This window comes from Povalibacter sp. (assembly GCF_036520495.1).
Taxonomy (GTDB): domain Bacteria; phylum Pseudomonadota; class Gammaproteobacteria; order Steroidobacterales; family Steroidobacteraceae; genus Steroidobacter.
The window spans coordinates 43,242-63,474 of sequence record NZ_DATDJO010000002.1; the positions used below are offsets into that span (position 1 = coordinate 43,242).

Annotated in this window: 17 protein-coding genes and 1 tRNA gene; 5 read left to right on the forward strand and 13 right to left on the reverse strand. The window is 60.5% G+C overall.

What is annotated here, in order from left to right:
• Positions 1 to 130 precede the first annotated feature (130 nt).
• Positions 131 to 1,606 carry an amino acid permease gene (locus VIZ63_RS00470; RefSeq protein WP_331607506.1) on the forward strand — a complete coding sequence of 492 codons (1,476 nt, stop codon included), beginning with the start codon at positions 131 to 133 and terminating at the stop codon, positions 1,604 to 1,606.
• 120 nt (positions 1,607 to 1,726) lie between these two features.
• Here VIZ63_RS00470 and VIZ63_RS00475 read toward each other — a convergent pair whose 3' ends face one another.
• The 5 genes from VIZ63_RS00475 to yajC form a co-directional block, all read right to left on the reverse strand.
• Positions 1,727 to 2,497 carry a TerC family protein gene (locus VIZ63_RS00475; protein WP_331607507.1) on the reverse strand — a complete coding sequence of 257 codons (771 nt, stop codon included), beginning with the start codon at positions 2,495 to 2,497 and terminating at the stop codon, positions 1,727 to 1,729.
• A 149-nt stretch (positions 2,498 to 2,646) separates the two neighbouring features.
• The gene (locus VIZ63_RS00480; RefSeq protein WP_331607508.1) at positions 2,647 to 3,615 is read right to left on the reverse strand and encodes a TerC family protein; all 969 of its coding nucleotides are present in this window, start codon (positions 3,613 to 3,615) and stop codon (positions 2,647 to 2,649) included.
• Positions 3,616 to 3,712: 97 nt separating this feature from the next.
• Complete coding sequence (gene secF / locus VIZ63_RS00485) at positions 3,713 to 4,648, reverse strand: protein translocase subunit SecF (RefSeq protein WP_331607509.1); 936 nt, start codon at positions 4,646 to 4,648, stop codon at positions 3,713 to 3,715.
• A 27-nt stretch (positions 4,649 to 4,675) separates the two neighbouring features.
• The gene (gene secD / locus VIZ63_RS00490; protein ID WP_331607510.1) at positions 4,676 to 6,532 is read right to left on the reverse strand and encodes a protein translocase subunit SecD; all 1,857 of its coding nucleotides are present in this window, start codon (positions 6,530 to 6,532) and stop codon (positions 4,676 to 4,678) included.
• A 21-nt stretch (positions 6,533 to 6,553) separates the two neighbouring features.
• Positions 6,554 to 6,886 carry a preprotein translocase subunit YajC gene (gene yajC / locus VIZ63_RS00495; RefSeq protein ID WP_331607511.1) on the reverse strand — a complete coding sequence of 111 codons (333 nt, stop codon included), beginning with the start codon at positions 6,884 to 6,886 and terminating at the stop codon, positions 6,554 to 6,556.
• 187 nt (positions 6,887 to 7,073) lie between these two features.
• Between yajC and VIZ63_RS00500 the strand changes: the two genes are divergently transcribed.
• Positions 7,074 to 8,354 carry a hemolysin family protein gene (locus VIZ63_RS00500; protein WP_331607512.1) on the forward strand — a complete coding sequence of 427 codons (1,281 nt, stop codon included), beginning with the start codon at positions 7,074 to 7,076 and terminating at the stop codon, positions 8,352 to 8,354.
• Between the two features lie 64 nt (positions 8,355 to 8,418).
• On the opposite strand, the gene VIZ63_RS00505 is transcribed toward VIZ63_RS00500, so the two are convergent.
• The 6 genes from VIZ63_RS00505 to VIZ63_RS00530 are packed head-to-tail and all read right to left on the reverse strand — an operon-like array spanning position 8,419 to position 14,006.
• Positions 8,419 to 9,486, reverse strand: coding sequence for an AI-2E family transporter (locus VIZ63_RS00505; protein ID WP_331607513.1), 1,068 nt, complete (start codon positions 9,484 to 9,486; stop codon positions 8,419 to 8,421).
• Positions 9,476 to 10,639 (reverse strand): tRNA guanosine(34) transglycosylase Tgt, encoded by a 1,164-nt coding sequence (tgt, locus tag VIZ63_RS00510; RefSeq protein ID WP_331607514.1) that lies wholly within the window; start codon positions 10,637 to 10,639, stop codon positions 9,476 to 9,478. Before tgt ends, VIZ63_RS00505 begins: the two co-directional genes overlap by 11 nt.
• Positions 10,636 to 11,655: a tRNA preQ1(34) S-adenosylmethionine ribosyltransferase-isomerase QueA gene (gene queA, locus VIZ63_RS00515; RefSeq protein WP_331607515.1), complete on the reverse strand. Its 1,020-nt coding sequence runs from the start codon at positions 11,653 to 11,655 to the stop codon at positions 10,636 to 10,638. The genes tgt and queA overlap by 4 nt, the downstream gene beginning before the upstream one ends.
• Before the next feature lie 46 nt (positions 11,656 to 11,701).
• Positions 11,702 to 12,763: a PDZ domain-containing protein gene (locus VIZ63_RS00520; protein WP_331607516.1), complete on the reverse strand. Its 1,062-nt coding sequence runs from the start codon at positions 12,761 to 12,763 to the stop codon at positions 11,702 to 11,704.
• A 23-nt stretch (positions 12,764 to 12,786) separates the two neighbouring features.
• On the reverse strand, positions 12,787 to 13,416 hold the full coding sequence (locus tag VIZ63_RS00525; protein WP_331607517.1) for a hypothetical protein: 630 nt from the start codon (positions 13,414 to 13,416) through the stop codon (positions 12,787 to 12,789).
• Positions 13,389 to 14,006 (reverse strand): RNA polymerase sigma factor, encoded by a 618-nt coding sequence (locus tag VIZ63_RS00530; protein WP_331607518.1) that lies wholly within the window; start codon positions 14,004 to 14,006, stop codon positions 13,389 to 13,391. The genes VIZ63_RS00525 and VIZ63_RS00530 overlap by 28 nt, the downstream gene beginning before the upstream one ends.
• A gap of 179 nt (positions 14,007 to 14,185) precedes the next feature.
• Between VIZ63_RS00530 and VIZ63_RS00535 the strand changes: the two genes are divergently transcribed.
• From VIZ63_RS00535 to VIZ63_RS00545, 3 genes are all read left to right on the forward strand, one after another.
• Positions 14,186 to 14,272: transfer RNA gene (locus tag VIZ63_RS00535), tRNA-Leu, on the forward strand.
• A gap of 162 nt (positions 14,273 to 14,434) precedes the next feature.
• Entirely contained in the window at positions 14,435 to 15,679 is a 1,245-nt protein-coding gene (locus VIZ63_RS00540; protein ID WP_331607519.1) for a tyrosine-type recombinase/integrase, read from the forward strand.
• Positions 15,680 to 15,737: 58 nt separating this feature from the next.
• Positions 15,738 to 16,016 carry a helix-turn-helix transcriptional regulator gene (locus VIZ63_RS00545; protein ID WP_331607520.1) on the forward strand — a complete coding sequence of 93 codons (279 nt, stop codon included), beginning with the start codon at positions 15,738 to 15,740 and terminating at the stop codon, positions 16,014 to 16,016.
• Positions 16,017 to 17,239: 1,223 nt separating this feature from the next.
• Here the strand turns inward: VIZ63_RS00545 and VIZ63_RS00550 are convergent.
• The gene (locus VIZ63_RS00550) at positions 17,240 to 17,641 is read right to left on the reverse strand and encodes a hypothetical protein (RefSeq protein WP_331607521.1); all 402 of its coding nucleotides are present in this window, start codon (positions 17,639 to 17,641) and stop codon (positions 17,240 to 17,242) included.
• 975 nt (positions 17,642 to 18,616) lie between these two features.
• The gene (locus tag VIZ63_RS00555; RefSeq protein WP_331607522.1) at positions 18,617 to 20,227 is read right to left on the reverse strand and encodes an ATP-binding protein; all 1,611 of its coding nucleotides are present in this window, start codon (positions 20,225 to 20,227) and stop codon (positions 18,617 to 18,619) included.
• Positions 20,228 to 20,233 lie beyond the last annotated feature (6 nt).

The window sequence follows — 20,233 nt, forward strand, 5'->3', positions numbered from 1 at the left end:
AGAGTCTGGCGCCTAGCAACGCCCTGACTACCTCTGCCGTCGTTAAGCTGGCAGCGCAGCCAGCGGTTTGCGGCCCGCGCCAATCCGCGCGCGGATGGAGCATTTTCGCCGGAGGGGTCAACGAGTGGATTTGTTCAGAACAAAAGGTGCGGGCAACGATCCGCATGTCGACGCCGGCGAACCCGCCGATAGTGCACAGCCCGGTGCCCAGACACTCAAACGTGCACTGACCGCCCGGCAGCTCGTGCTGCTGGGCATCGGTGCCGTCATCGGTGCGGGTATCTTCGTCATGACGGGCCAGGCGGCCGCGAATCATGCCGGCCCTGCGATCACGCTGAGTTTCGTCATCGCCGGCCTTGCCTGCGCACTTGCCGGCCTTTGCTATGCCGAGTTCTCATCAATGCTGCCGGTCTCCGGCAGCGCCTATTCCTACGCATATGCGACCCTCGGTGAACTGGTCGCCTGGTTCATCGGCTGGATGCTGGTCCTCGAGTATCTGGTTGCGGTAGCAACGGTGGCGGTCGGCTGGGGCGGCTACTTCAATGGACTGCTGGAATCGATAGGCGGGTTCCTGGGCACGTCGCTCGCGCTGCCGGAAGCTCTCGCGACCGCCCCGCTGAGATTCTCGGACCACTCGCTGGTGCCCACCGGCGGACTGATCAACGTCCCGGCGATCATCATCGTCGTCGCCATTGCGGCGCTGTGTTATCGGGGCATTTCTCAATCAGCCGCTGTCAACTCGGTCATCGTAGCCATCAAGCTGACCGTGATCTTCCTGTTCGTGGTGTTTGCGATCCGCCACGTGAATCCCGAGAACTGGCAGCCGTTCATTCCGCCGGCGGAAGGCCCGGGCAAGTACGGCATGGACGGCGTGATTCGCGGCGCCACCGTCGTGTTCTTTGCGTACATCGGCTTCGACGCCGTATCGACAGCGGCTTCGGAGGCCAAGAATCCGCAGCGCGACATGCCGATCGGCATTCTCGGCTCCCTGGTGCTCTGTACGCTCGTCTACATCATCGTGTCCGGGGTTCTGACCGGCATCATGCCCTACCACCTGCTGGGCACCGCAAAGCCGGTCGCAACGGCCCTGGAAGCCTATCCCGACCTGACATGGCTCAAACTGTTCGTCGAGATCGGCGCGATTGCGGGCCTGAGCTCGGTGATCCTGGTGATGATGATCGGCCAGACGCGCGTGTTCTACGCGATGTCGCGTGACGGCCTGATCGGCAAGTTCTTCGGTCGGGTTCACCCGCGCTTCCAGACGCCGTACCTGGGCACGATCTTCGTCGGCGCCGTAGCCGCGCTGCTCGCGGGATTGCTTCCGCTCGACGTGCTCGGCGATCTGGTGTCGATGGGTACGCTGCTGGCTTTCGCGACCGTCTGTATCGGCGTACTGGTCCTGCGTTACACCAAGCCGGATCTGCCGCGTCCGTTCCGTGTGCCGTTCGCCTGGCTCACCTGCCCGGCCGGCGCACTTGCCTGCCTGTACCTGTTCTTCCGCGCCTTCCTCGACAACTGGCTCTGGATGAGCGTGTGGATCATCGTCGGCTTCATCATCTACTTCGTTTACAGCCGCCATCACAGCGTGCTGGAACCGAAGAAGTAGTCACACCGAAAGCGACGCAGGCCCGGCGTGATAGCTGGGCCTGCAAACACAAAGGCCCGTTGCACTCGTCGTGCAGCGGGCCTTTTTTTGCTTCCTGTAGTACGACTGACCGGGCGTGTGCTACTGCACCCCATCGTCATCGAGGCGCTTGCGCAGCTTCACCGGATCAGGGTCCACTGGCTGCTTCTTGCGTATCCGGATATTGAGCATCTCCACGGCGACCGAGAAGGCCATCGCGAAGTAGACGTAACCTTTCGGGATGTGGAATTCGAATCCTTCACCGATCAGCGCCACGCCAACCAGGATCAGGAACGACAGCGCCAGCATCTTGATCGTCGGATGACGATCCACGAAGTCGCTGATGGGCCCGGCCAGGAACATCATCATCAGCACGGCAACCATCACCGCGGCGATCATGACCTCCACGTGATCGGCCATACCCACCGCCGTGATCACCGAATCCAGCGAGAACACGATATCGATGATGGCGATCTGCACTATCACGCTGGTGAAGGTCGCCCGTACCGCACCACCCTCCTTGTGCTGCGATTCCTCGACGCCTTCGAGCCCGTGATGGATTTCCAGGGTGCTCTTGGCCAGCAGGAACAAGCCGCCGCCTATCAGGATCACGTCGCGCCCCGATATTCCCATGCCAAGCACGGTGAACAGATCTGCCGACAGGCCCATTACCCACGCAATGGAAAGCAGCAGCATGATGCGCGTGACCATCGCCAGGGCCAGACCGATCGTCCGCCCACGGGGACGCTGCTCCGGTGGCAGTCGCCCGACAAGGATGGAGATGAAGATGATGTTGTCGATACCCAGAACGATCTCGAGTGCGGTCAGCGTGACGAACGCCAGCCACACCTGCGGATCAGCCAACATCTCCATTCAATTCTCCAAACTTGGGAAAAAAAATCCGGGACACAGGGAAAAATCCGTAACCAGAGGAACACGCAGGGAGACAAGGAGCACAAGAATGGATCTGTTTTTCTTGTGCGCTCTTGCGTTCCCGCCTGTGCTCCTTTGTGTACCGGACTTTATTCTTTGGCCTCACGGCCTTCGCGCCGCGAAACCCAGACCGACCCGAGGATACCCAGGAACAGGAACCCCACGATGATGCCCAGTGACAGCAAGTGAGCGATCTCGACGTGATGATGCAGCATCATTTTCACGCCGACGAAGGCGAGGATGGCGATCAGGCTGTACTTGATGAAGCGGAACATCACCATCAGGCCGGCGATCGCGAAATACAGGGCGCGCAGGCCGAGAATCGCAAAGGCATTCGACGTGAAGACGATGAAAGGATCCTGGGTCACGGCGAAAATCGCCGGGATCGAATCGACGGCGAAGACGACGTCTGCAAAGTCGACCAGCAAAAGGGTCACGAATAGTGGCGTTGCTGCGCGCGCGCCGTTGACCACCGTGAAGAATCGATCGCCATCGAGCCTCTCCGTCAGCGGATAGACGCGCCGCGCGATACGCACCAGCACGCTGGTCGACGGATCGAACTCGTCGTCGTCCTTCAGCATGCGCGCTGCCGACAGCAGCAGGATCGCGCCGAACACGTAGAACATCCAGTCGAAGGCGTGAATCAGCGCGGCACCGGCCGCGATCATTACGCCGCGCAGGACGATCGCGCCGACGATGCCCCAGAACAATACCCGGTACTGAAACTGGGCCGGAATCTTCATGTAGGTGAAGATCACGGCGATGACGAAGATATTGTCGACCGACAGCGACCACTCGAGCAGGTATCCGGTCACGTACTGCAGCCACGCTTCCGCGCCGCTGGGCGCGCCCGGATCGAGTCGCCAACCGAACCAGTGGTGCTCGTAAAGGCCGTAGATCAGCGCGCCGAAGGACATCGCGACGCAGATCCAGATGACCGTCCAGACCAGCGCCTGCCGCACGCTCATGGTGCGCGATTCGCGGTGCAGGACGCTGAGGTCCAGCACCAGCACACTGAGGAAGATCGCGAAGAAGCCCGACCAGACGATCCAGTTCATAGAGCCAGAACCCGGCAATACGGCGGGGAAGTTGCAGACAGCATGGGGTGGAACGAACGAGACGACGCAGAAGTTGCCGGCGCGCGCCGCACTTCGTTCACGGCATCGCGTCCACTTCCTGGTCTTTTTCCTGCGGAGGCAGCAGGTCGACGGCCTTGAGCTTCATGTCGAGCGCCAGCGCTGCGGCGATGAAGATCGAGGAGAACGTACCCACCACGATACCGACGATGATGGCGATCGAGAATCCCTTGAGCGATTCGCCACCGACTACGTATAGCGAGGTGACCACGAACAAGGTCGAGAAGCTGGTCATGAGGGTGCGTGACAGCGTCTGGTTAACCGAGGAATTGATGACTTCCAGTGGCGTCGCCTTGCGGCTCGTCTGGAACACTTCGCGCACCCGGTCGAACACGACCACTGTGTCGTTGATCGAATAACCCATGACGGCGAGCACGGCTGCGAGCACGGCCAGATCGAAGGTCATCTGCGTCAGCGCGAAGAAGCCCAGGATCACGAAGGGATCGTGCAATGCCGCGAGCACCGTGCCGGTGGCCATTTTCTTTTCGAAACGGAAACCGACATAGATCAGGATGCCGATCATGGAAAACAGCAGCGCCAGCCCGCCCTTCTCTGCCAGCTCACTGCCTACCTGGGAATCGATGACATCCGTCTTGCGCAACTGCGCCGTCGCATCAACGGACTTGAGCGCAGTGACGATGCGATCGGCCAGATGATTGATGTCCTCGCCTTTGGCGGGCATCACCTTGACCATGATTTCGCGTGAACTGCCTACGGTCTGTACGATCGGATCGCGAAAGCCGGCCGCCTCGACGGCATCACGAGCCGAGTCGAGATCGACACTGTTGGCGTAGCCGATTTCCACGACGACGCCGCCCGTGAACTCGATGCCGAAGTTCAGTCCCCGCACCGCCAGCAGGATGATCGAGCTGAGGATGAGCACCGCAGAAATGCCGTAGCACCACACGCGGTTCTGCATGAATGCGATGTTGGGCGTTTTGCGAAAAAATTCCATGTTGGCTGATCCGGGTTGAGGCTGACGTCAGACCGGCAACGCAGCGAGTTTACGCTGGCGTCCCCAGATCAGCTGAATGAGCGCACGGCTGCCGACGACCGCCGTGAACAGGGAGGTGGCGATACCGAGAACCAGCGTCACGGCAAATCCCTTGATCGGTCCGGTGCCAAAAGCAAACAGCACGAAGCCGACGATCAGCGTGGTGACGTTTGAATCGGCGATCGCCGAGAATGCCTTGTCGAAACCCGCCGATATCGACGCCTGCGGCGAATTCCCCAGCCGCAACTCCTCGCGCACGCGTTCGTAAATCAGAATGTTGGCGTCGGCGGCCATACCCACTGTCAGCACGATGCCGGCAATGCCGGGCAGCGACAGCGATGCTTGCAACATCGACATCAGCGCGATCAGCAGGACGACGTTTGCCGTGAGCACCACACACGCGATGGCACCGAAGCCGCGGTAATAGAGAATGAGGAAGACGAACGTCATGGCGGTGCCGATAAGCATTGCGCGCAAACCGTTCGCAATGTTGTCCTGACCCATGCTCGGGCCGATCACGCGCTGCTCGACCAGGTAGTTGGCGGTCGCCAGCGAGCCCGAGCGCAGCAACAACGCCAGTTCCTGCGCTTCGCCGCCCTGCAGGCCCGTGATCTGGAAATTGGTCGAGAACACGCCCTGGATCGTGGCGGCGTTGATCACCTCTTCTTCCGTGCACTGCTCGCCGCTGCGGATGCCCTTGCAGGCCTCACCCGGCGCCAGCTTCTTTTTCTCGATGTACACCACGGCCATGCGCTTGCCGACATTCGCCTGCGTGGTCTTCAGCATCTCCTTGCCGCCTCGTTCGTCGAGCCGCACGCTTACTGCCGGCAAGCCATCGACGAATGCGGACGTGGCGTCCGTGAGCTGATCGCCCGAGACGATGACGTCGCGCTTGAGCAGGATCGGACCGCCCTCACGGCGCTGATAGAGCTTGGCGCCCAACGGAACACGCTTGGTGCGCTCGATTTCGTACGGATCGTGACCCTCCTCGACCATGCGGAATTCCAGGGTGGCGGTTGCACCCAGCACCCGGATCGCCTGGTTCGGATCCTGCAGACCCGGCAGCTGCACGACGATGCGATCACCGCCCTGCCGCGCAACGATCGGTTCGGACACGCCCAGTTCGTTGACGCGGTTACGCAGCGTCGTGATGTTCTGCTGAATGGCAAAGTCCTGACGCTGCTTGATCTGATCGGGCAGCAATGTCACCAGCAGCGTCGGTCCATCCGCACCGTTCTCGGTCGTGACAGTGACGGTGGGGTCGTTCTTGCGGACGCTGCTGGCAAAGGAGTCCAGATTCGCCGCGTCGCGCAGCGTCACCTTCACCCCGGTGGGATTGGTAACGACAGTGGCGAACGGGATGCGCTGGTCGCGCAATTGCATGCGCAGGTCGCGCTCCAGGCGCTCGATCGCCTGCGTCACCGCGCCTTTCACATCCACTTCGTACATGAAGTGAATGCCGCCTCGCAGGTCGAGACCGAGGCTCATGGGCTTGAGACCCAGCCAGCGCAGCCATTCCGGCGTCCGCGGCTCGCTGGTCAGCGCGACTTGAAATTCGGTGCCCAGCTCATCGGCGACGATATCGCGCGCCTTTATCTGCGCATCAACAGTCGGAAACCGCAATACCAGGCGTCCTTCCTCGAAATGCGAAGCGATCGCCGGTGCCCGCTTCGCCTCCAGAATGCCCTTGACGCGCTGTTCACCGGACGTATCGATGGCCGCGCGATCGTCTCGCGCCAGTTCCAGCGCGGGATCTTCGCCAAAGAAATTAGGCAGCGCGAAGAGCGTGCCGACAAGCATGACTATGGCGACAAGCCAATATCGCCAGACGGGGAACTGGTACATAGATCTGCCGGCGCCGAGCGGTCAGGCGCTTTTGAGGGTGCCTTTCGGAAGAATCTGCGAGACGGTGTGGCGCTGAACCTTGACGTTCACGCCATCGGCGATCTCGATCGTCAGGAACTGCTCGCTGATGGCAGTGACTTTGCCGAGAATTCCGCCGTTGGTGACGACTTCGGCGCCCACTTCGAGGGCGGCCACCATCTCGCGATGCTCCTTGGCGCGCTTGGTCTGCGGGCGGATCAACAGGAAGTAGAAGACGACGAAAATCAGAATCAAAGGCAGGAACTGCATCAGGGCACTGCCCTGTCCGGTAGTTCCTTGAGCCTGCGCCTGAGCGGTCGAAATCAGCCAATCCATCTACGATTCCCCTGTGAAGCCTGAAGTTCGAATGGGACGGCCATAGCTGCCCGGCCCAAAGAGCGGCGCATTATACACGTGGCTTCCCGGGTCTCTAATGATCCCGAGCCCGGGGATTGCCTCCCGGTCGTGTCACTTCAGTACACTGCTGCGGCCCAAGGTTGCCCCCTCGCAGGTTCTGCCCACAATGCCGTCCGGTGAAATTCTCGTCATCCTGCTGCTGATTCTCCTGAACGGCTTCTTCGCGCTGTCGGAAATGGCGCTGGTTTCCGCCAAACGCACCCGACTGCAGGCCGCCGCCGAACAGGGCCGCGCCGGCGCCAGGTCTGCACTGACCCTGCTGGAAGATCCGACGGGCTTCCTGTCGTCCATCCAGATCGGAATCACCCTGATCGGCATCCTCACCGGTGTGTACAGCGGCGCCGCGCTGACCACCTGGCTCGCCGAGATCCTCACCGGATTCGGATTGCAGGGCCGTTACATCGACGAAATCTCGTTCAGCATCGTCGTCGTGCTGGTGACCTTCGTGTCCCTGATCATCGGCGAGCTCGTGCCGAAGCGCGTCGCATTGACGCACGCTGAATCCCTGGCGATGTTCGTCGCACCGGTCATGAAGGTGTTCGCGCAGATCATGGCACCTGCAGTCTGGTTGCTGCGGGCGGCCGTAAACCTGGTGTTGCGCATCCTTCCGCTGTCGTCGGCTCCGCAGGCAGCCGTGACAGAAGACGACGTTCGCGCCCTGGTCGCCGAAGGTACGCATGCCGGCGTCTTCCTCGCCTCCGAACGACGACTTCTGGAAGGAGTGATGGCGCTCGCCGACCGCAAGGTCGGATCAATCATGATTCCGCGCCAGGATGTGATCTGGCTGGACCTGGACGAACCGCTCGACGCCCTCTGGAAGCAGGCCAAGGACAGCGGCCACGCACGCTTCCTGGTGGCGCGCGGCAAGCTCGACAATCTCCTCGGCATGTTGTCGCTCGCAGACCTGAGCGAAGTCGTGCATCGCAGGCATCTCGATCCGGAACGCGATCTGCAGCCGCCGCTGCATATCCCTGACTCGCTGTCCGTGCTGCAACTGCTCGATCAATTCCAGAAATCGAGCACGCATCTGGCGATCGTCACCGACGAGTACGGCGACATCGAAGGCATCACGACTCCCATCGATATTCTCAAGGCGATTGCCGGCGAGCTGCCTGAGCTGGGCAGCCGCGAACGACCGGAGATGTTGCAACGCGCCGATGGTTCATGGCTGGTCGACGGCCATCTGTCGATCGAAGAACTACAGCAGAGACTTGGGCGCCGCGACATGGGCGGCCGCGACTATCACACGGTCGCCGGCTTCGTCCTGGCACGGCTGGGACGCATCCCGAAAGCCGGCGATACGCTGACATGGCGCGACATCAAGATCGAGATCATCGACATGGATGGCGTGCGGATCGATAAAGTCCTGCTGAAAGTCGATAGTTGATCGTTGAAAGTGGATAGCGGCCGAGCGCAGGGTTCGGTTTGCCTTCGCTATCACCTATCAACTTTCAACCATCAACTGGTTGCTGATGCTGCTCGAGCCATTCTCGCCACAGGGCCAGCGAGACGGCCAGCAGCACCGGGCCGATGAACAGACCGACGAGTCCAAACGCGAGCACACCGCCAAGCACGCCGAAGACCACCAGCAGGAACGGCATGCGGGTCGCATTGGAAATCACCAGTGGACGAACGATGTTGTCGACCCAGCTCACGAGCAGCAGTCCCCAGAGCATCAGCCCTACACCCGGCCAGACATGGCCGCTGACGATCAGCCAGATGGACATCGTGCCCCACACGACCGGTGCGCCGAACGGGATCAGCGCGATCAACACCGTCACCGCACCCATCAGCACCGGCGCTTTGATGCCGAAAATGAAGTAGCCGATGCCGGCGACGGCGCCTTGCGCCAGCGCACCGAGAATCAGGGCATACACCACGGCCTGCGTCGTCGAGCCGACGGCCTCGAGGTAGTCACGCACGGTGGGCCCGAGGATACCCTCGAGAATGGAGCGTGCCTCGTTGAGCAGACGCGGACCATCACGCAACAGGAAGAACATCGACAGGACGGCGAAGAACAGCTTGGCAACATTGCGGCCGACGCCGCCGATGAGGCGGGTGATCTCGACCTGCGATTGCTCCATCGCCAGCATGAACTGCTGACCGATGACTTTCGGATCTGAGGAGAGCTGCTGCAGAGCGTCGTGCAGCACCTGCCCGACCCACGGCAGCTCGAGCACCGCGGGCGGCAACGTCGGCTTCGATGCAAGGAAGGCCTGCACGGTCGCGTACGCGGAAATGGCCTCGATGCGCAACATCAGGATCAGCCACACCAGCGGCACCACGAGCGCGGTTGTTACCAGCAGCGTCGTGGCGAGCGAGGCCACGCCGACGCGGCCACCCATCCAGCGGATCATGCGTTGCTGCAGCGGCCAACTGACGTAGGCAAGGATGGCGCCCCAGATCAATGGCACGATGAACGGCTGCAGCACGGAGAACGTGAGCAGCACGATGCCCGCCACCAGGCCTGCAACCAGCACGCGACGGAACCAGGGAGCAGTGGGCAGATCAGCCAGCATCGTCAATCCTCGCCGGGGCAGCATCAGCGATGGATTCCGCTGCACTGGCATTGCGCCGCGCATAGAACCCGCGACTGAATTCGTCGAAGCGCGATTCGTCGATGGCCTCGCGAATCGACTTCATGAGTGACTGGTAATAGTAGAGATTGTGAATCGTCCCGAGTCGCGCGGAGAGAATCTCGCCGCAACGATCGAGATGACGCAGGTACGAGCGCGTGTAGTTCGCACACGTGTAGCAACCGCAGTTCTCATCGAGCGGTCGCGTGTCCAATTCGTACTGGGCATTGCGGATCTTGACGACACCCGCCGAGGTGAACAGATGCCCGTTGCGCGCATGACGCGTCGGCATCACGCAATCGAACATGTCGACGCCGCGGCGCACGCACTCGACCAGATCTTCCGGCGTGCCGACACCCATCAGGTAGCGCGGCCGGTCAGCAGGCAACTTCGCCTCGATAGCTTCCAGCACCCGCTCGCGCTCGGCCTTCGGCTCACCCACGGCAAGCCCGCCGATTGCGTAACCATCGAACCCGATCTGCGTCAGTCCCTCGATGGACTCGGCACGCAAGGCCTCGTACATCCCTCCCTGCACGATGCCGAACAATGAATGCGGATTCTCCAGACGATTGAATTCGGCGCGGCTGCGCGCTGCCCAGCGCAACGACAGCTCCATCGACCGTCGCGCCTCGCTTTCGGTAGCGGGATACGGCGTGCATTCATCGAAGATCATCACGACGTCGGAATCCAGATCGCGCTGCACCTGCATGGAGCGTTCCGGCGTCAGCAGAATGGGATCACCGTTGACCGGGGAGCGGAAATGCACGCCCTCCTCCGTGATCTTGCGCAGCGTCGCCAGACTGAACACCTGGAAACCGCCGGAGTCGGTGAGGAGCGGACCCTGCCAGTGCATGAAGCGATGCAGGCCGCCGTGCGCACGCATCACTTCCATGCCCGGACGCAGCATGAGATGAAACGTGTTGCCCAGAATGATCTGCGCACCGATGCCGGTGAGTTCCTCCGGCGTCATCGCTTTCACGGTGCCGTAGGTTCCGACCGGCATGAACGTGGGCGTATCGACGACGCCGCGCGGGAACGTCACACGTCCGCGACGTGCCAGTCCATCGCGTTTCAACAGATCGAACGTGAGACTCAAGCGGCGCGCTCCAGGAACATCGCATCGCCGTAGCTGAAGAAGCGGTAGCGCTGGGCAACCGCATGTCGGTAGGCATTCATGACGGCATCGTACCCGCCGAAGGCACACACGAGCATCAACAATGTGGATTCGGGCAGGTGGAAGTTGGTCAGCAAGGCATCGACCGTGTTGAATCGATAGCCAGGGCGGATGAAGAGCTGGGTCTCCCCTGAAAACGGCAGCAACGAGCCGGCCGCACTGGCGGACTCCAGGCTGCGCACGACCGTGGTCCCGACCGCGATGATCCGTCCACCGTCGGCCCGCGCTCTCGCCACGGCCTCACACACTTCGGCACTGACGTGTACACGCTCGCGATGCATCCGGTGTTGATCCAGATCGTCGACCCGGATCGACTGGAACGTACCGGCACCGACATGCAAGGTCACATAGGCAGTGCGCACACCGAGTTCGGCGCAACGCGCCATCACTGCATCGTCGAAGTGCAGTCCGGCCGTCGGCGCGGCAACCGCACCGGGCTCGCGGGCATAGATCGTCTGGTAGCGCGTCGCGTCGTCAGCCTCCGCCGAACGCTCTATATAAGGAGGCAACGGCATCGACCCATGACGTTCGAAGAACTCGAGCGGATCGACATTGAACTCCAGCTCGAACAGATCGTCGTGTCGGGTGACGAAACGCGCTTCGGCGCCGTCCGGCAGCAGCACCGGGACGTCCGCACGCAACGCCTTGCTCGCATGTACGTGCGCAATGATGCGCCGACCGTCCAGGATGCGCTCCAGCAGGATTTCCACCTGGCCGCCCGTCGGCTTTGCCCCGACCACGCGCGCGGGGATAACACGGGTGTCATTGAAGATCAGCAGGTCCGCGGGCCGCAGCAACCCGGGCAGGTCGATGAATTGCAGGTCGTCACAGCGCGAATCGCGCGTGACATGCAGCAGGCGGCTACCGGAGCGCTGCGGCGATGGCCGCTGCGCAATCAGTTCGGGGGGCAGATCGTAGGCAAAGTCGGCGCGCCGCATGGGGCGCGCACGGTAGCAGCCCGGCCGGAGACACGAAAGAGATGTGTCAAACCGTCTCGTCGCCGGTATTCGGGCCGCGGATGTCCCGACGCAGGCCGGGCCCGCCTTCGGGAGGCAGCGGCGGCATGGGCGCCATTCGGGGGAACGGCATGGTTGCGCCCCTCGGTGGCGCAGAACGCGAACCATCCTCCTCCCCGTCATCGGGAATCGTCACCTCGAACGCGATGCGCTTCTTCATGCGCAGCACATTGAGTTTCAGTTTCTCGCCCCCTTCGTACGACGTCAGGATCTGTAACGCATGCGACGGGCTCGACGGCACACGGCCATCGATGTCCAGAATCACATCGCCCTCCTCCAGCTTCAGCCGCGTGTCGCTGGGCGCACGGACCACCAACAAGCCTTTGTCGGTGCCGAAGTACTGACCGAGCTTCGGTGTCAGCGACACCAGTTCGGCCTGGCCGAACAATCCGTCGACGCGCCTGAACGCGACGTGCGGCCAGGGTGGTGCCATGCGCCCTGCCCCCACCGACGGCGCCAGATGGAAGTTGAACATCCGATCGGACGGTGCTTTCGCGACGACCGTCGCGGTGGCCGACTTGCCGTCGCGCAAATATTTCACGGTGACTTTGTCATCCGGACTGATCTCACGCATCGCAGCGCGTACCTTGTCTCCCGGACCCTGCCCGCCACTGCGCTTCAGCGGCTTGCCATTGATTTCCATCAGTACGTCGCCCGTTCGCAGTCCTGCTTCGGCAGCGCCGCCCCCCGGACTGACGCTCAGTATTTCGGCACCGTCGTCGCGCGTATCGCGTCGACCCGCTGGAACGGTCAACCCAAGAACCGCCGTCGGCCCCATGCCGAAAGCCATCGCATGCCCCATCGTCTCATCGGACATCGACATACTGAGGTTGGCGACCTCGCGCGCCGCCTCGTCGAGACGCTTCTGTGCCGCTTCGAGCTTCTGCCGGGTTTCAGCACGTGACTGGCCAGCCGAACTGGAATCAGGCGCACTGTCGTCCGTCGCGGCAGAGGCCGCCGACACGCACAACGCAACCAGCGCGGCTGCGCCCATCCATCTGCCGGCTGACTGTGACCTCGTTCTCTGCATGATCGGCTCCCGACAACTTGTCTTCAGAACGACAGCGGCGCGCCTTCGGCGTACCGCACCTTGACCAGCGAATCCATCAGATCGACACGCTCGCGCCACAGCTGCGTCGCCTGCGCATCGTTGAGCCCCGTGTCATGCGCATAGGAGAGCTGCTGATCCAGCCACTGCACACGCTCTTCGATGGTATCGATGGTCACTGCCAACGCTACGCGCTCCACCGCCGGGCGCTCCGGCAGGTACTGCAGCATCTGGTCGAGTTCCTGCGATTGCGCCACGAGTTGATCGAGCGGCGAGAGACTCAAGACCTCCTCCGCGCTATCACGCTCGATCTGTGCCGAGGGAAGTTCGTCGATCGGCGCGTCGAGCTGTCGGAACAGCAGGCCGCTGACGACGACCACCACAGCGGCAGCGGCAAACGCCCGTGGAACGCGCGTCTTCCGCGAACTCGTGGCGACCTGCAGACGCTCAGCGACTTGCTGCCATGCCCGGTCAGGTGGCTCGAGCGGCGCCAGCGATTGCATCCCCTGCTGCACGCGTCCAAGTCGCGCAAGCTCGGCGGTACAGACGGCACAGCGCTCGACATGGCGAGCCGCCTCCGCATCGACGGGCTCACCGTCGCGCAGGCTCAGTAATTGGTGGACAGTGGCGTGCATTGCAGACTCTCACCCTGCGACGTCGGCAGGTTGGGATCGAGCAGACCACGCAGGCGCACATGCGCACGCGCGAGCTGCGACTTGGAAAACCCGGTGCTGCGTCCGAGCAGCGATGCAATCTCGTGATGCTTGTATCCCTCGACGTCGTGCAACAGCACGACTGTCCGTGTCAGCGGCGGTAACGCAGCGAGTGCTCGCTCCAGATCCACGGCAGCGACCTGAGCATCCGGACGCGACGCCGGATCGACAACGACAAAGGCTGCATCGTCCCCATCGGCATGTGCATCGATCCAGAACAAGCTGCGATGCCATGGCGAACGCAGATACATGAGGCACTTGTTCACCGCGATGGTCCTGACCCATCCCGCGAAAGCACCTTCGCCGCTGTAACTCCCGATGCTGCGCAGAACTTCGACGAACACATCCTGGAAGATGTCGTCGGCGGTCGCCGCATTGGGAATGAGACGGCGAATCAGCGAGTACACCGGCCGGCTGCAGCATCGATAGATCAGCTCATGGGCACCCGCATCGCCCGCCGCCGCGGCGCGAATCGTTTCCGACGAAACCGGGATCCCCTGGAACTGCGTCATCGTGCCGGTATAGATGCCACCACCCTGGAAAAGGTCGCAGGACCCGCAAAGAAAATTGGCGAGCAGCCCACTGCCTCCTTATACTGCCGCCCCGTCGTTGCTCACTCGGCCTGCCAAGGCCCTGATTTCCACAAGGAAACATCCCCGGCAACGACCTTCGACGACAGGTTTTCTGGTGTGCCGGTGTGGCGGAACTGGTAGACGCGACGGACTCAAAATCCGTTTCTGGCAACAGAGTGTGGGTTCGATTCCCTCCACCGGCACCAGCCGCCTGTCCAAGGCCTTCCACAGGCTTCCACGGACGGTCAGCAAACCCATGTCTATCATGGGTTTGCGTCCATATTCGTTCGAAACTGTTCATCGACAGCCAGCCCTCCGTGGGGGTATTTGGCAGGGCATCGGCGCACGCGCCGTTGCTGCGTACCCCCATGCTGACCGATACAGCCATTCGGTCTTTAAAGCCTGGCGATCGACCCCGTAAGGTCGCCGACGGGCGGGGCCTCTATTTGTTGGTGACTCCCACGGGATCGCGCCTGTGGCGCTTCAAGTATCGAATGCACGGCATCGAGAGGGTGCTCGCCTTGGGTCAATACCCGGACGTCACACTACAAAGTGCGCGGGCGCGGCGAGAAAAGGCGCGACAACTCGTCGCCGAGGGCATCGATCCCGGCGCTCTGCGAAAAGCAGAAAAGGCCAAACTCGCTTCCACGTTCAAAGACGTTGCACTCGCCTGGCTCGAGCGGCAGCGCAAGAGCTTTTCGGAGGCGACGATCGAGAAGACCCAATGGATGTTCGAGTCATATCTCTTTCCGGCGTTCGGCGTGCGACCCATTGCGACGATTACAGCTGCCGATCTTCTGCACGTGCTGCTCAAGGTCGAGGCCCGCGGTCGCAATGAGACCGCCCACCGTCTGCGACAGCGGCTGGGACAGATCTTCCGATATTCGGTGGTTACGAACTTGCGCGAGCACGATCCCACACCCGCCCTTCGCGGCGCACTCGCCCCGGTAGTGACGACGCACCGCGCCGCCATCACTGATCCGAAGGAGATTGGCGGACTGCTGCGAGCCATCGACAGCTACAGCGGTCAACCGACCACCCGTATCGCCCTGAAACTCGCCCCGTATGTGTTCGCCCGCCCCATTGAGCTGCGCGCGGCGTACTGGTTGGAGTTCGAGCTCGAGGGAAACAAGCCCGAATGGCGCATCCCTGCCGAGCGCATGAAGGCACAGGAAGAGCACATCATTCCGCTCTCGCGGCAAGCCACCGCGCTGCTTCGCGAACTACAGCACCTGACCACCCACAGTCTCTACGTCTTCCCTGCCGTCGCGAACAATCGGCGGCCGATGAGCGAGAACACTATTAACGCCGCGCTACGCCGCCTCGGCTACTCAAAGGATGAAATGACTGCGCATGGATTTAGATCGCTGGCTTCCACAATGATGAACGAGATGGGTTGGCCTCCTGATCTGATCGAGCTGCAGCTGGCACACACCGAGCCCAATAAGGTCCGTGCCGCCTACAACGGCGCGAAGCGCTTGGAGGACCGGCGAAAAATGATGCAAGCGTGGGCAGATCATCTCGACGCGCTTCGTTCCCAGACTCCGCGCAGTGAAACCGAGCAGAGTTTCAGCGGCGATTCGCTCGATACTGGACCCGCCTACTTCGAATAGATCGGGCACTTTATCCCTCAATGGAGACTCGGATGCGACGGCCCGACCAGAGGTTCTCATGATTCACAATGTCACTCGGATTCTGCGGCTTAAGGACGTGTGTACTCAGACCGGTCTGTGTCGTTCCGCGGTTTACGCCCTAGAGGCACGCTCGAAATTCCCGCGGCGCATTCAACTGACATCGCGCGCAGTCGGATGGGTCGAGAGAGAGATTGTTGAATGGGTGGACAGACGAATCGAGGCCAGTCGGAACGCGATTCCGCCTACTCCCGCAACTGAACCGACTTTAGTCGAACAAGCATGCGAGGCGGCGCGAGAAACCGTCAAACGAGCGTGAGACTAGCCGGCGGCGTCTCAGGTTCGCATGACACTCCGTGGGTAGCAGGGTCGCTAAATGAAATGCGCCCACCGCGAGAGGTTTATCGTCGTGGTCAGGTGCCGCCTATGTGATGCCCCTGCCCCTGACGTTCTTTTCAGGAAACGGAGAGATACTAGTGAATACTTTCGACGACAGAACAGAGCACGTATCAATTCAAGGACGACTCCTCCCAGTAAAATGCGGCTGCGGGTGGCATGGTATCCAGTCGCAGTTGCAGTCGGCAAAAACCAAGGATCGGCAGTGCCCGAAATGTCGGGCCGGCTTCAAGCGCGAGTCGCAGCTTGTGGCAGACAGGTTCCACCTAGCTCCCCCTCTCTAGAACCGGTTTCGACCAATCGCTATCGTTCATCCGGCTCTCTCCACCAGAGTTACGTTCAACCTGCAGTAGATGCCAGTGCCACCAAGTTCTAATGTTCGGGACGTAGGAGTCGAAGGTTCAAATCCTTTCACCCCGACCATTCATTTTTCTAGAGTTTTTTAATCGAATCACTCCGAAATCGGTGTCACGGTTCCAGAGAAAAACTCCCTACGGTTCCAGAAACGGTTCCAGTTTGATCCGGCGCGATTCAAGCCTGTGACTGCTCTCTCGATGCCTTCACGCCACCGGTCCGGCGGGCACATGGGCGCGGCAAAGAAGGACCAGCCGCATCCATTAATGCTCTGTCCGGTAGCCGCGCGGCTTTGCCTGGTTCATTGCCGATAGCTCGCACTCGCCGCGCAAATTGCACTTGGAACAACGGAGCCGGGATGCCACGGTAGTGAGGGCTGTCTCCCAGCCAAGGAGCTTGGCCAGTGCGTGTGGGTCCGTGATTCGTTCATGGCCGCACTTTTTGCACTTGATGCGAAGAACGTAATCAGCGAAGCGGTCACTCAGTTTCTTGATGGGCGCAGACATTGCCCAAAGCGTGCCAGTGCACTGTCTCACTAGTCCATCCAGTACCTCGCCTCGTGGACTACTGTACGGCGCTTCCAGCCAAGCACAGCTGGCGCAGCTCATCATAGTTCTTGGGGGTAAAACTGTGTCTCTTCGTGCCGTAAAACTGTGACTCGCCTAGCCAAGGCCCGTTACGGCTCTATCGCCAAGAGCTCAGCGGCAGCTTAACCACCGCCGGCTTCCACTTATCCCGGCCGCGAAAATTGTGTAAAAAACGGGCCACCTCTGGCATTCGATTCGTGAGGCGTCATTTCCTGCTGAACTCAAGCGAAAAGTTGTCGCCGTCAAAGAGCACAACCTTACCGACCACTTCGGGCTTCACGTGAAAGGTCTTCGCAATGGTGTTTGCGACTTCTCCGCGGTCGACAACATCAGGCCGATCCGTAGTGGCAATGACGAGACGAACGGGCAGAGATTCGTCTCGCGCCTTCGTCAGGTGCTCGATGAGGAGGTTCTTGCCGGGTGGATTGGGCTCCCACCGGGAGAGTCTGTCGGTATACGTAAGCACTCCGTCCTGCAGCTTTAGCTTATGACTCCAGCAGCTGACCACAATCGAGCCGTCCGATGCGACAGCGGAGTATGCCCACATGCGGTTTACGAGCTTCGCCCCAAATGCGTGAAAGGCCTGCGTGTATGAGAGCTTTGGCATGTGCGATTGGCACCTAACTAATGTAAGGGACTTCCCCACCCCGAAGTGAACCGCGCCGACTTTCCCGGAGCAACAGAACCTTCTTCATAGGCGCTCCCTCAAGTTTTTTTTGGCCCAGGCGATTCGCTCAGGCTCCCTGTTGCTACGCCGGCAATCATTTCGCGCAACTCGGCTAACGAGTAGGGAGGCGATCGCCGGTGCGCAATCGCATGACAGTTAGGGCAAAGCGGGATCAAGTCGGTTCTAGGATTTATGATATAGCCAGAGCCCAACTGGGAAACCGGCGTGGAATGGTGTACCTCAATAAAGTCAGCGGCCGGCATACCGTACCGCTCCGCCATAACAACCTCGCACGCCTTGCACGCATAGCCGTGAATCGCGAGCGCCGCCGCCCTATTTCTTCGATCCCGCTCATATCGATTGACACTCACACGCACGAGCGCGCCCTCGGGGAATCCTGCTTCGATTTCCGGTGCAAGTACCGCCTCCCCTTCCACTGGAAGGAGAGACATGAGCGCCGCGGCTACACGTGATACCCACGTTATAGTTAGGGAATCTTCCTCCGACGAAGCCTGCGACCCAAAGGGAAGCTGTCCCTTCTTCACGGATAGGGAAAAGTGCTTCCATTGAGGCTTCCAGAGGTCATCGTCCCCTGCCGAGTGCGTGGAGCCATTAACCTTAAGCGCTACCATCGCCCCCTGGGAGACGCAGTAGTCAAGCACTTCGCGAAACGCAAGCCGCCTTTCCGCGGATACGTTACCCATCTCTGAAACGAGATCTCCACTGAAGGCGCCAGGCTCGACGACAACCTCGAGGGATCGCCAGCCTAACGTCGCCACTATTTGGAAGGTTTGGGCGGCGTGATGGCCATCCGGAACTAAAATCAATTGACGATCGCCGGCAGAACCGACGCCTCGTCGACCGGAGAACGGAAGTCCTATTTCAGCCGATACGCGAAGAGCCAGTTGCGCCGGATCACTCAGCATTCGGTGTTAGTTCCGGCTCTGGCAATGATTCGACCAGTCGACTCAATATGCGCGACATCTCGTATCGAAGGTCCTGAAAATGTTCGCTCGTTGAGTCGCGTATTGCGGTCAACTCGGCGACTGCTAATGCCCAGAGAAGCGAATCCATTCCTTGAACCGTTACGCTGCTCTTGAGATTTGGTACGTAAACTTTGTGATAGTAAGGGTGCGATTGATTGATCCTAACGCCGCGCTTCTGTTCGATCATCACGGGTTCAAATAGAAGCCCATTGTTTATGCTGGAGACCGGTTGAACAAAGACTTCGCCGGGAGTGTTCGCCGACGTTATTGGTAGTTTGAGCCGGAAAACGCCATTCGCATTTCTGACCTCCACGTCCCCTGTTGCTGGATTCACTATGCTGACTTCAGCACCGCCGGCCGCCGCCTCACGGTTCTTGATATTTGTATTCGAATTCTTGTGTGCCCCGCCGGCCGAATCAGCGACTTTCTTCTGTTCACCGAGACGATAACGTCTGTTCGCTTCCCTCCTGGGCGCGGGAAGGAACTGTTCCAGAAGATACTTATAAATGTCGTCATTCAGGCCGATCTGTGACTTTTTGATGTCGAGATGGAAATGATCGTCTAGCTTGTGGTCAAACGAAAACTCCACGCGGAGAAGACTCCCATGAGGCTCCTGCTGATACATACCGAGCCAGCTCGATTCCACGATGAGGCGATTCTCCCGATAGATGTATATGCCTTGCTTGTTCGCCGATACGCGGGCTTCCTTGGCTAACTCCGGCGTCGGGAATTCCTCGTTTCGCGGAAGAATGAAGGCGCGGACGGTGAAGGAGGCCTCACTACCATTTCCTAAATCGACCGGGATTGTCGTATTGCCGACAACCTCCGACAGCCCTTCTGCAAACGGGTCCCATGCCTTGAGTGGCTGACCTTCGACAGAAATTGTTACGTGCTTCCGAGCGCGCTTGTCCTTGGAATTCAGGAATCGCTGATAGACCATGGACAAATGTATTCGGAGCTCATCGATTTTCGCGGTCAACGCATTACGAGCCGGCGCTCCGCCGGGGCTCTGATACGTTTTCATTAGTCGGTCGACCTTCGTCCATACGACGACAGTGCCCGCCCGATCGTTCGCGACTTTGTTCAAGTGCTCAAGAGACTCATCGTCCGGGGCACCGAGGATCAAGCTCCAGCCCCTTCCTCCTGTGCCGACGTGATCCAGATCCCATGTCGCCATGAGCGGAGCTTCAGAACCACTCGGGCGCGATACCACGGAAAGGCGCCTAGCGAACGCGGTCGACGCAGTTTTTAGGCCCAAGCCGTACTTTCCCAAACTCGCGGGATTTGGCCTGGCCTTCGCCCCATAGCGCATCGCATTGATCAGTCCGTCACGATTCATCCCGTCGCCATTGTCGGCAATGGAGACACGAACCTCGCCGCGATAATCCATTTTTATCTGGAGATCGACAGAGGACGCATTCGCGGCAATTGAGTTGTCGACAATATCTGCGATTGCAGTATTGAAGTTATAGCCCGTATCGCGAAGTCCTTCGATGACGCGTTTCGGGTCCGGAAGAAGCTCCAAGTCAATGTTTTGCATTATTTG

Excerpts from the sequence above, each read along its gene's own strand:
- VIZ63_RS00525 (WP_331607517.1), bottom strand. The coding sequence starts at position 13,416 with ATGCACGCCACTGTCCACCAATTACTGAGCCTGCGCGACGGTGAGCCC.
- secD (WP_331607510.1), bottom strand. The coding sequence starts at position 6,532 with ATGTACCAGTTCCCCGTCTGGCGATATTGGCTTGTCGCCATAGTCATG.
- VIZ63_RS00505 (WP_331607513.1), bottom strand. The coding sequence starts at position 9,486 with ATGCTGGCTGATCTGCCCACTGCTCCCTGGTTCCGTCGCGTGCTGGTT.
- yajC (WP_331607511.1), bottom strand. The coding sequence starts at position 6,886 with ATGGATTGGCTGATTTCGACCGCTCAGGCGCAGGCTCAAGGAACTACC.
- VIZ63_RS00520 (WP_331607516.1), bottom strand. The coding sequence starts at position 12,763 with ATGCAGAGAACGAGGTCACAGTCAGCCGGCAGATGGATGGGCGCAGCC.
- VIZ63_RS00545 (WP_331607520.1), top strand. The coding sequence starts at position 15,738 with ATGATTCACAATGTCACTCGGATTCTGCGGCTTAAGGACGTGTGTACT.
- VIZ63_RS00480 (WP_331607508.1), bottom strand. The coding sequence starts at position 3,615 with ATGAACTGGATCGTCTGGTCGGGCTTCTTCGCGATCTTCCTCAGTGTG.
- queA (WP_331607515.1), bottom strand. The coding sequence starts at position 11,655 with ATGCGGCGCGCCGACTTTGCCTACGATCTGCCCCCCGAACTGATTGCG.
- VIZ63_RS00475 (WP_331607507.1), bottom strand. The coding sequence starts at position 2,497 with ATGGAGATGTTGGCTGATCCGCAGGTGTGGCTGGCGTTCGTCACGCTG.
- VIZ63_RS00540 (WP_331607519.1), top strand. The coding sequence starts at position 14,435 with ATGCTGACCGATACAGCCATTCGGTCTTTAAAGCCTGGCGATCGACCC.
- secF (WP_331607509.1), bottom strand. The coding sequence starts at position 4,648 with ATGGAATTTTTTCGCAAAACGCCCAACATCGCATTCATGCAGAACCGC.
- VIZ63_RS00530 (WP_331607518.1), bottom strand. The coding sequence starts at position 14,006 with ATGACGCAGTTCCAGGGGATCCCGGTTTCGTCGGAAACGATTCGCGCC.
- VIZ63_RS00550 (WP_331607521.1), bottom strand. The coding sequence starts at position 17,641 with ATGCCAAAGCTCTCATACACGCAGGCCTTTCACGCATTTGGGGCGAAG.
- VIZ63_RS00555 (WP_331607522.1), bottom strand. The coding sequence starts at position 20,227 with ATGCAAAACATTGACTTGGAGCTTCTTCCGGACCCGAAACGCGTCATC.
- VIZ63_RS00500 (WP_331607512.1), top strand. The coding sequence starts at position 7,074 with ATGCCGTCCGGTGAAATTCTCGTCATCCTGCTGCTGATTCTCCTGAAC.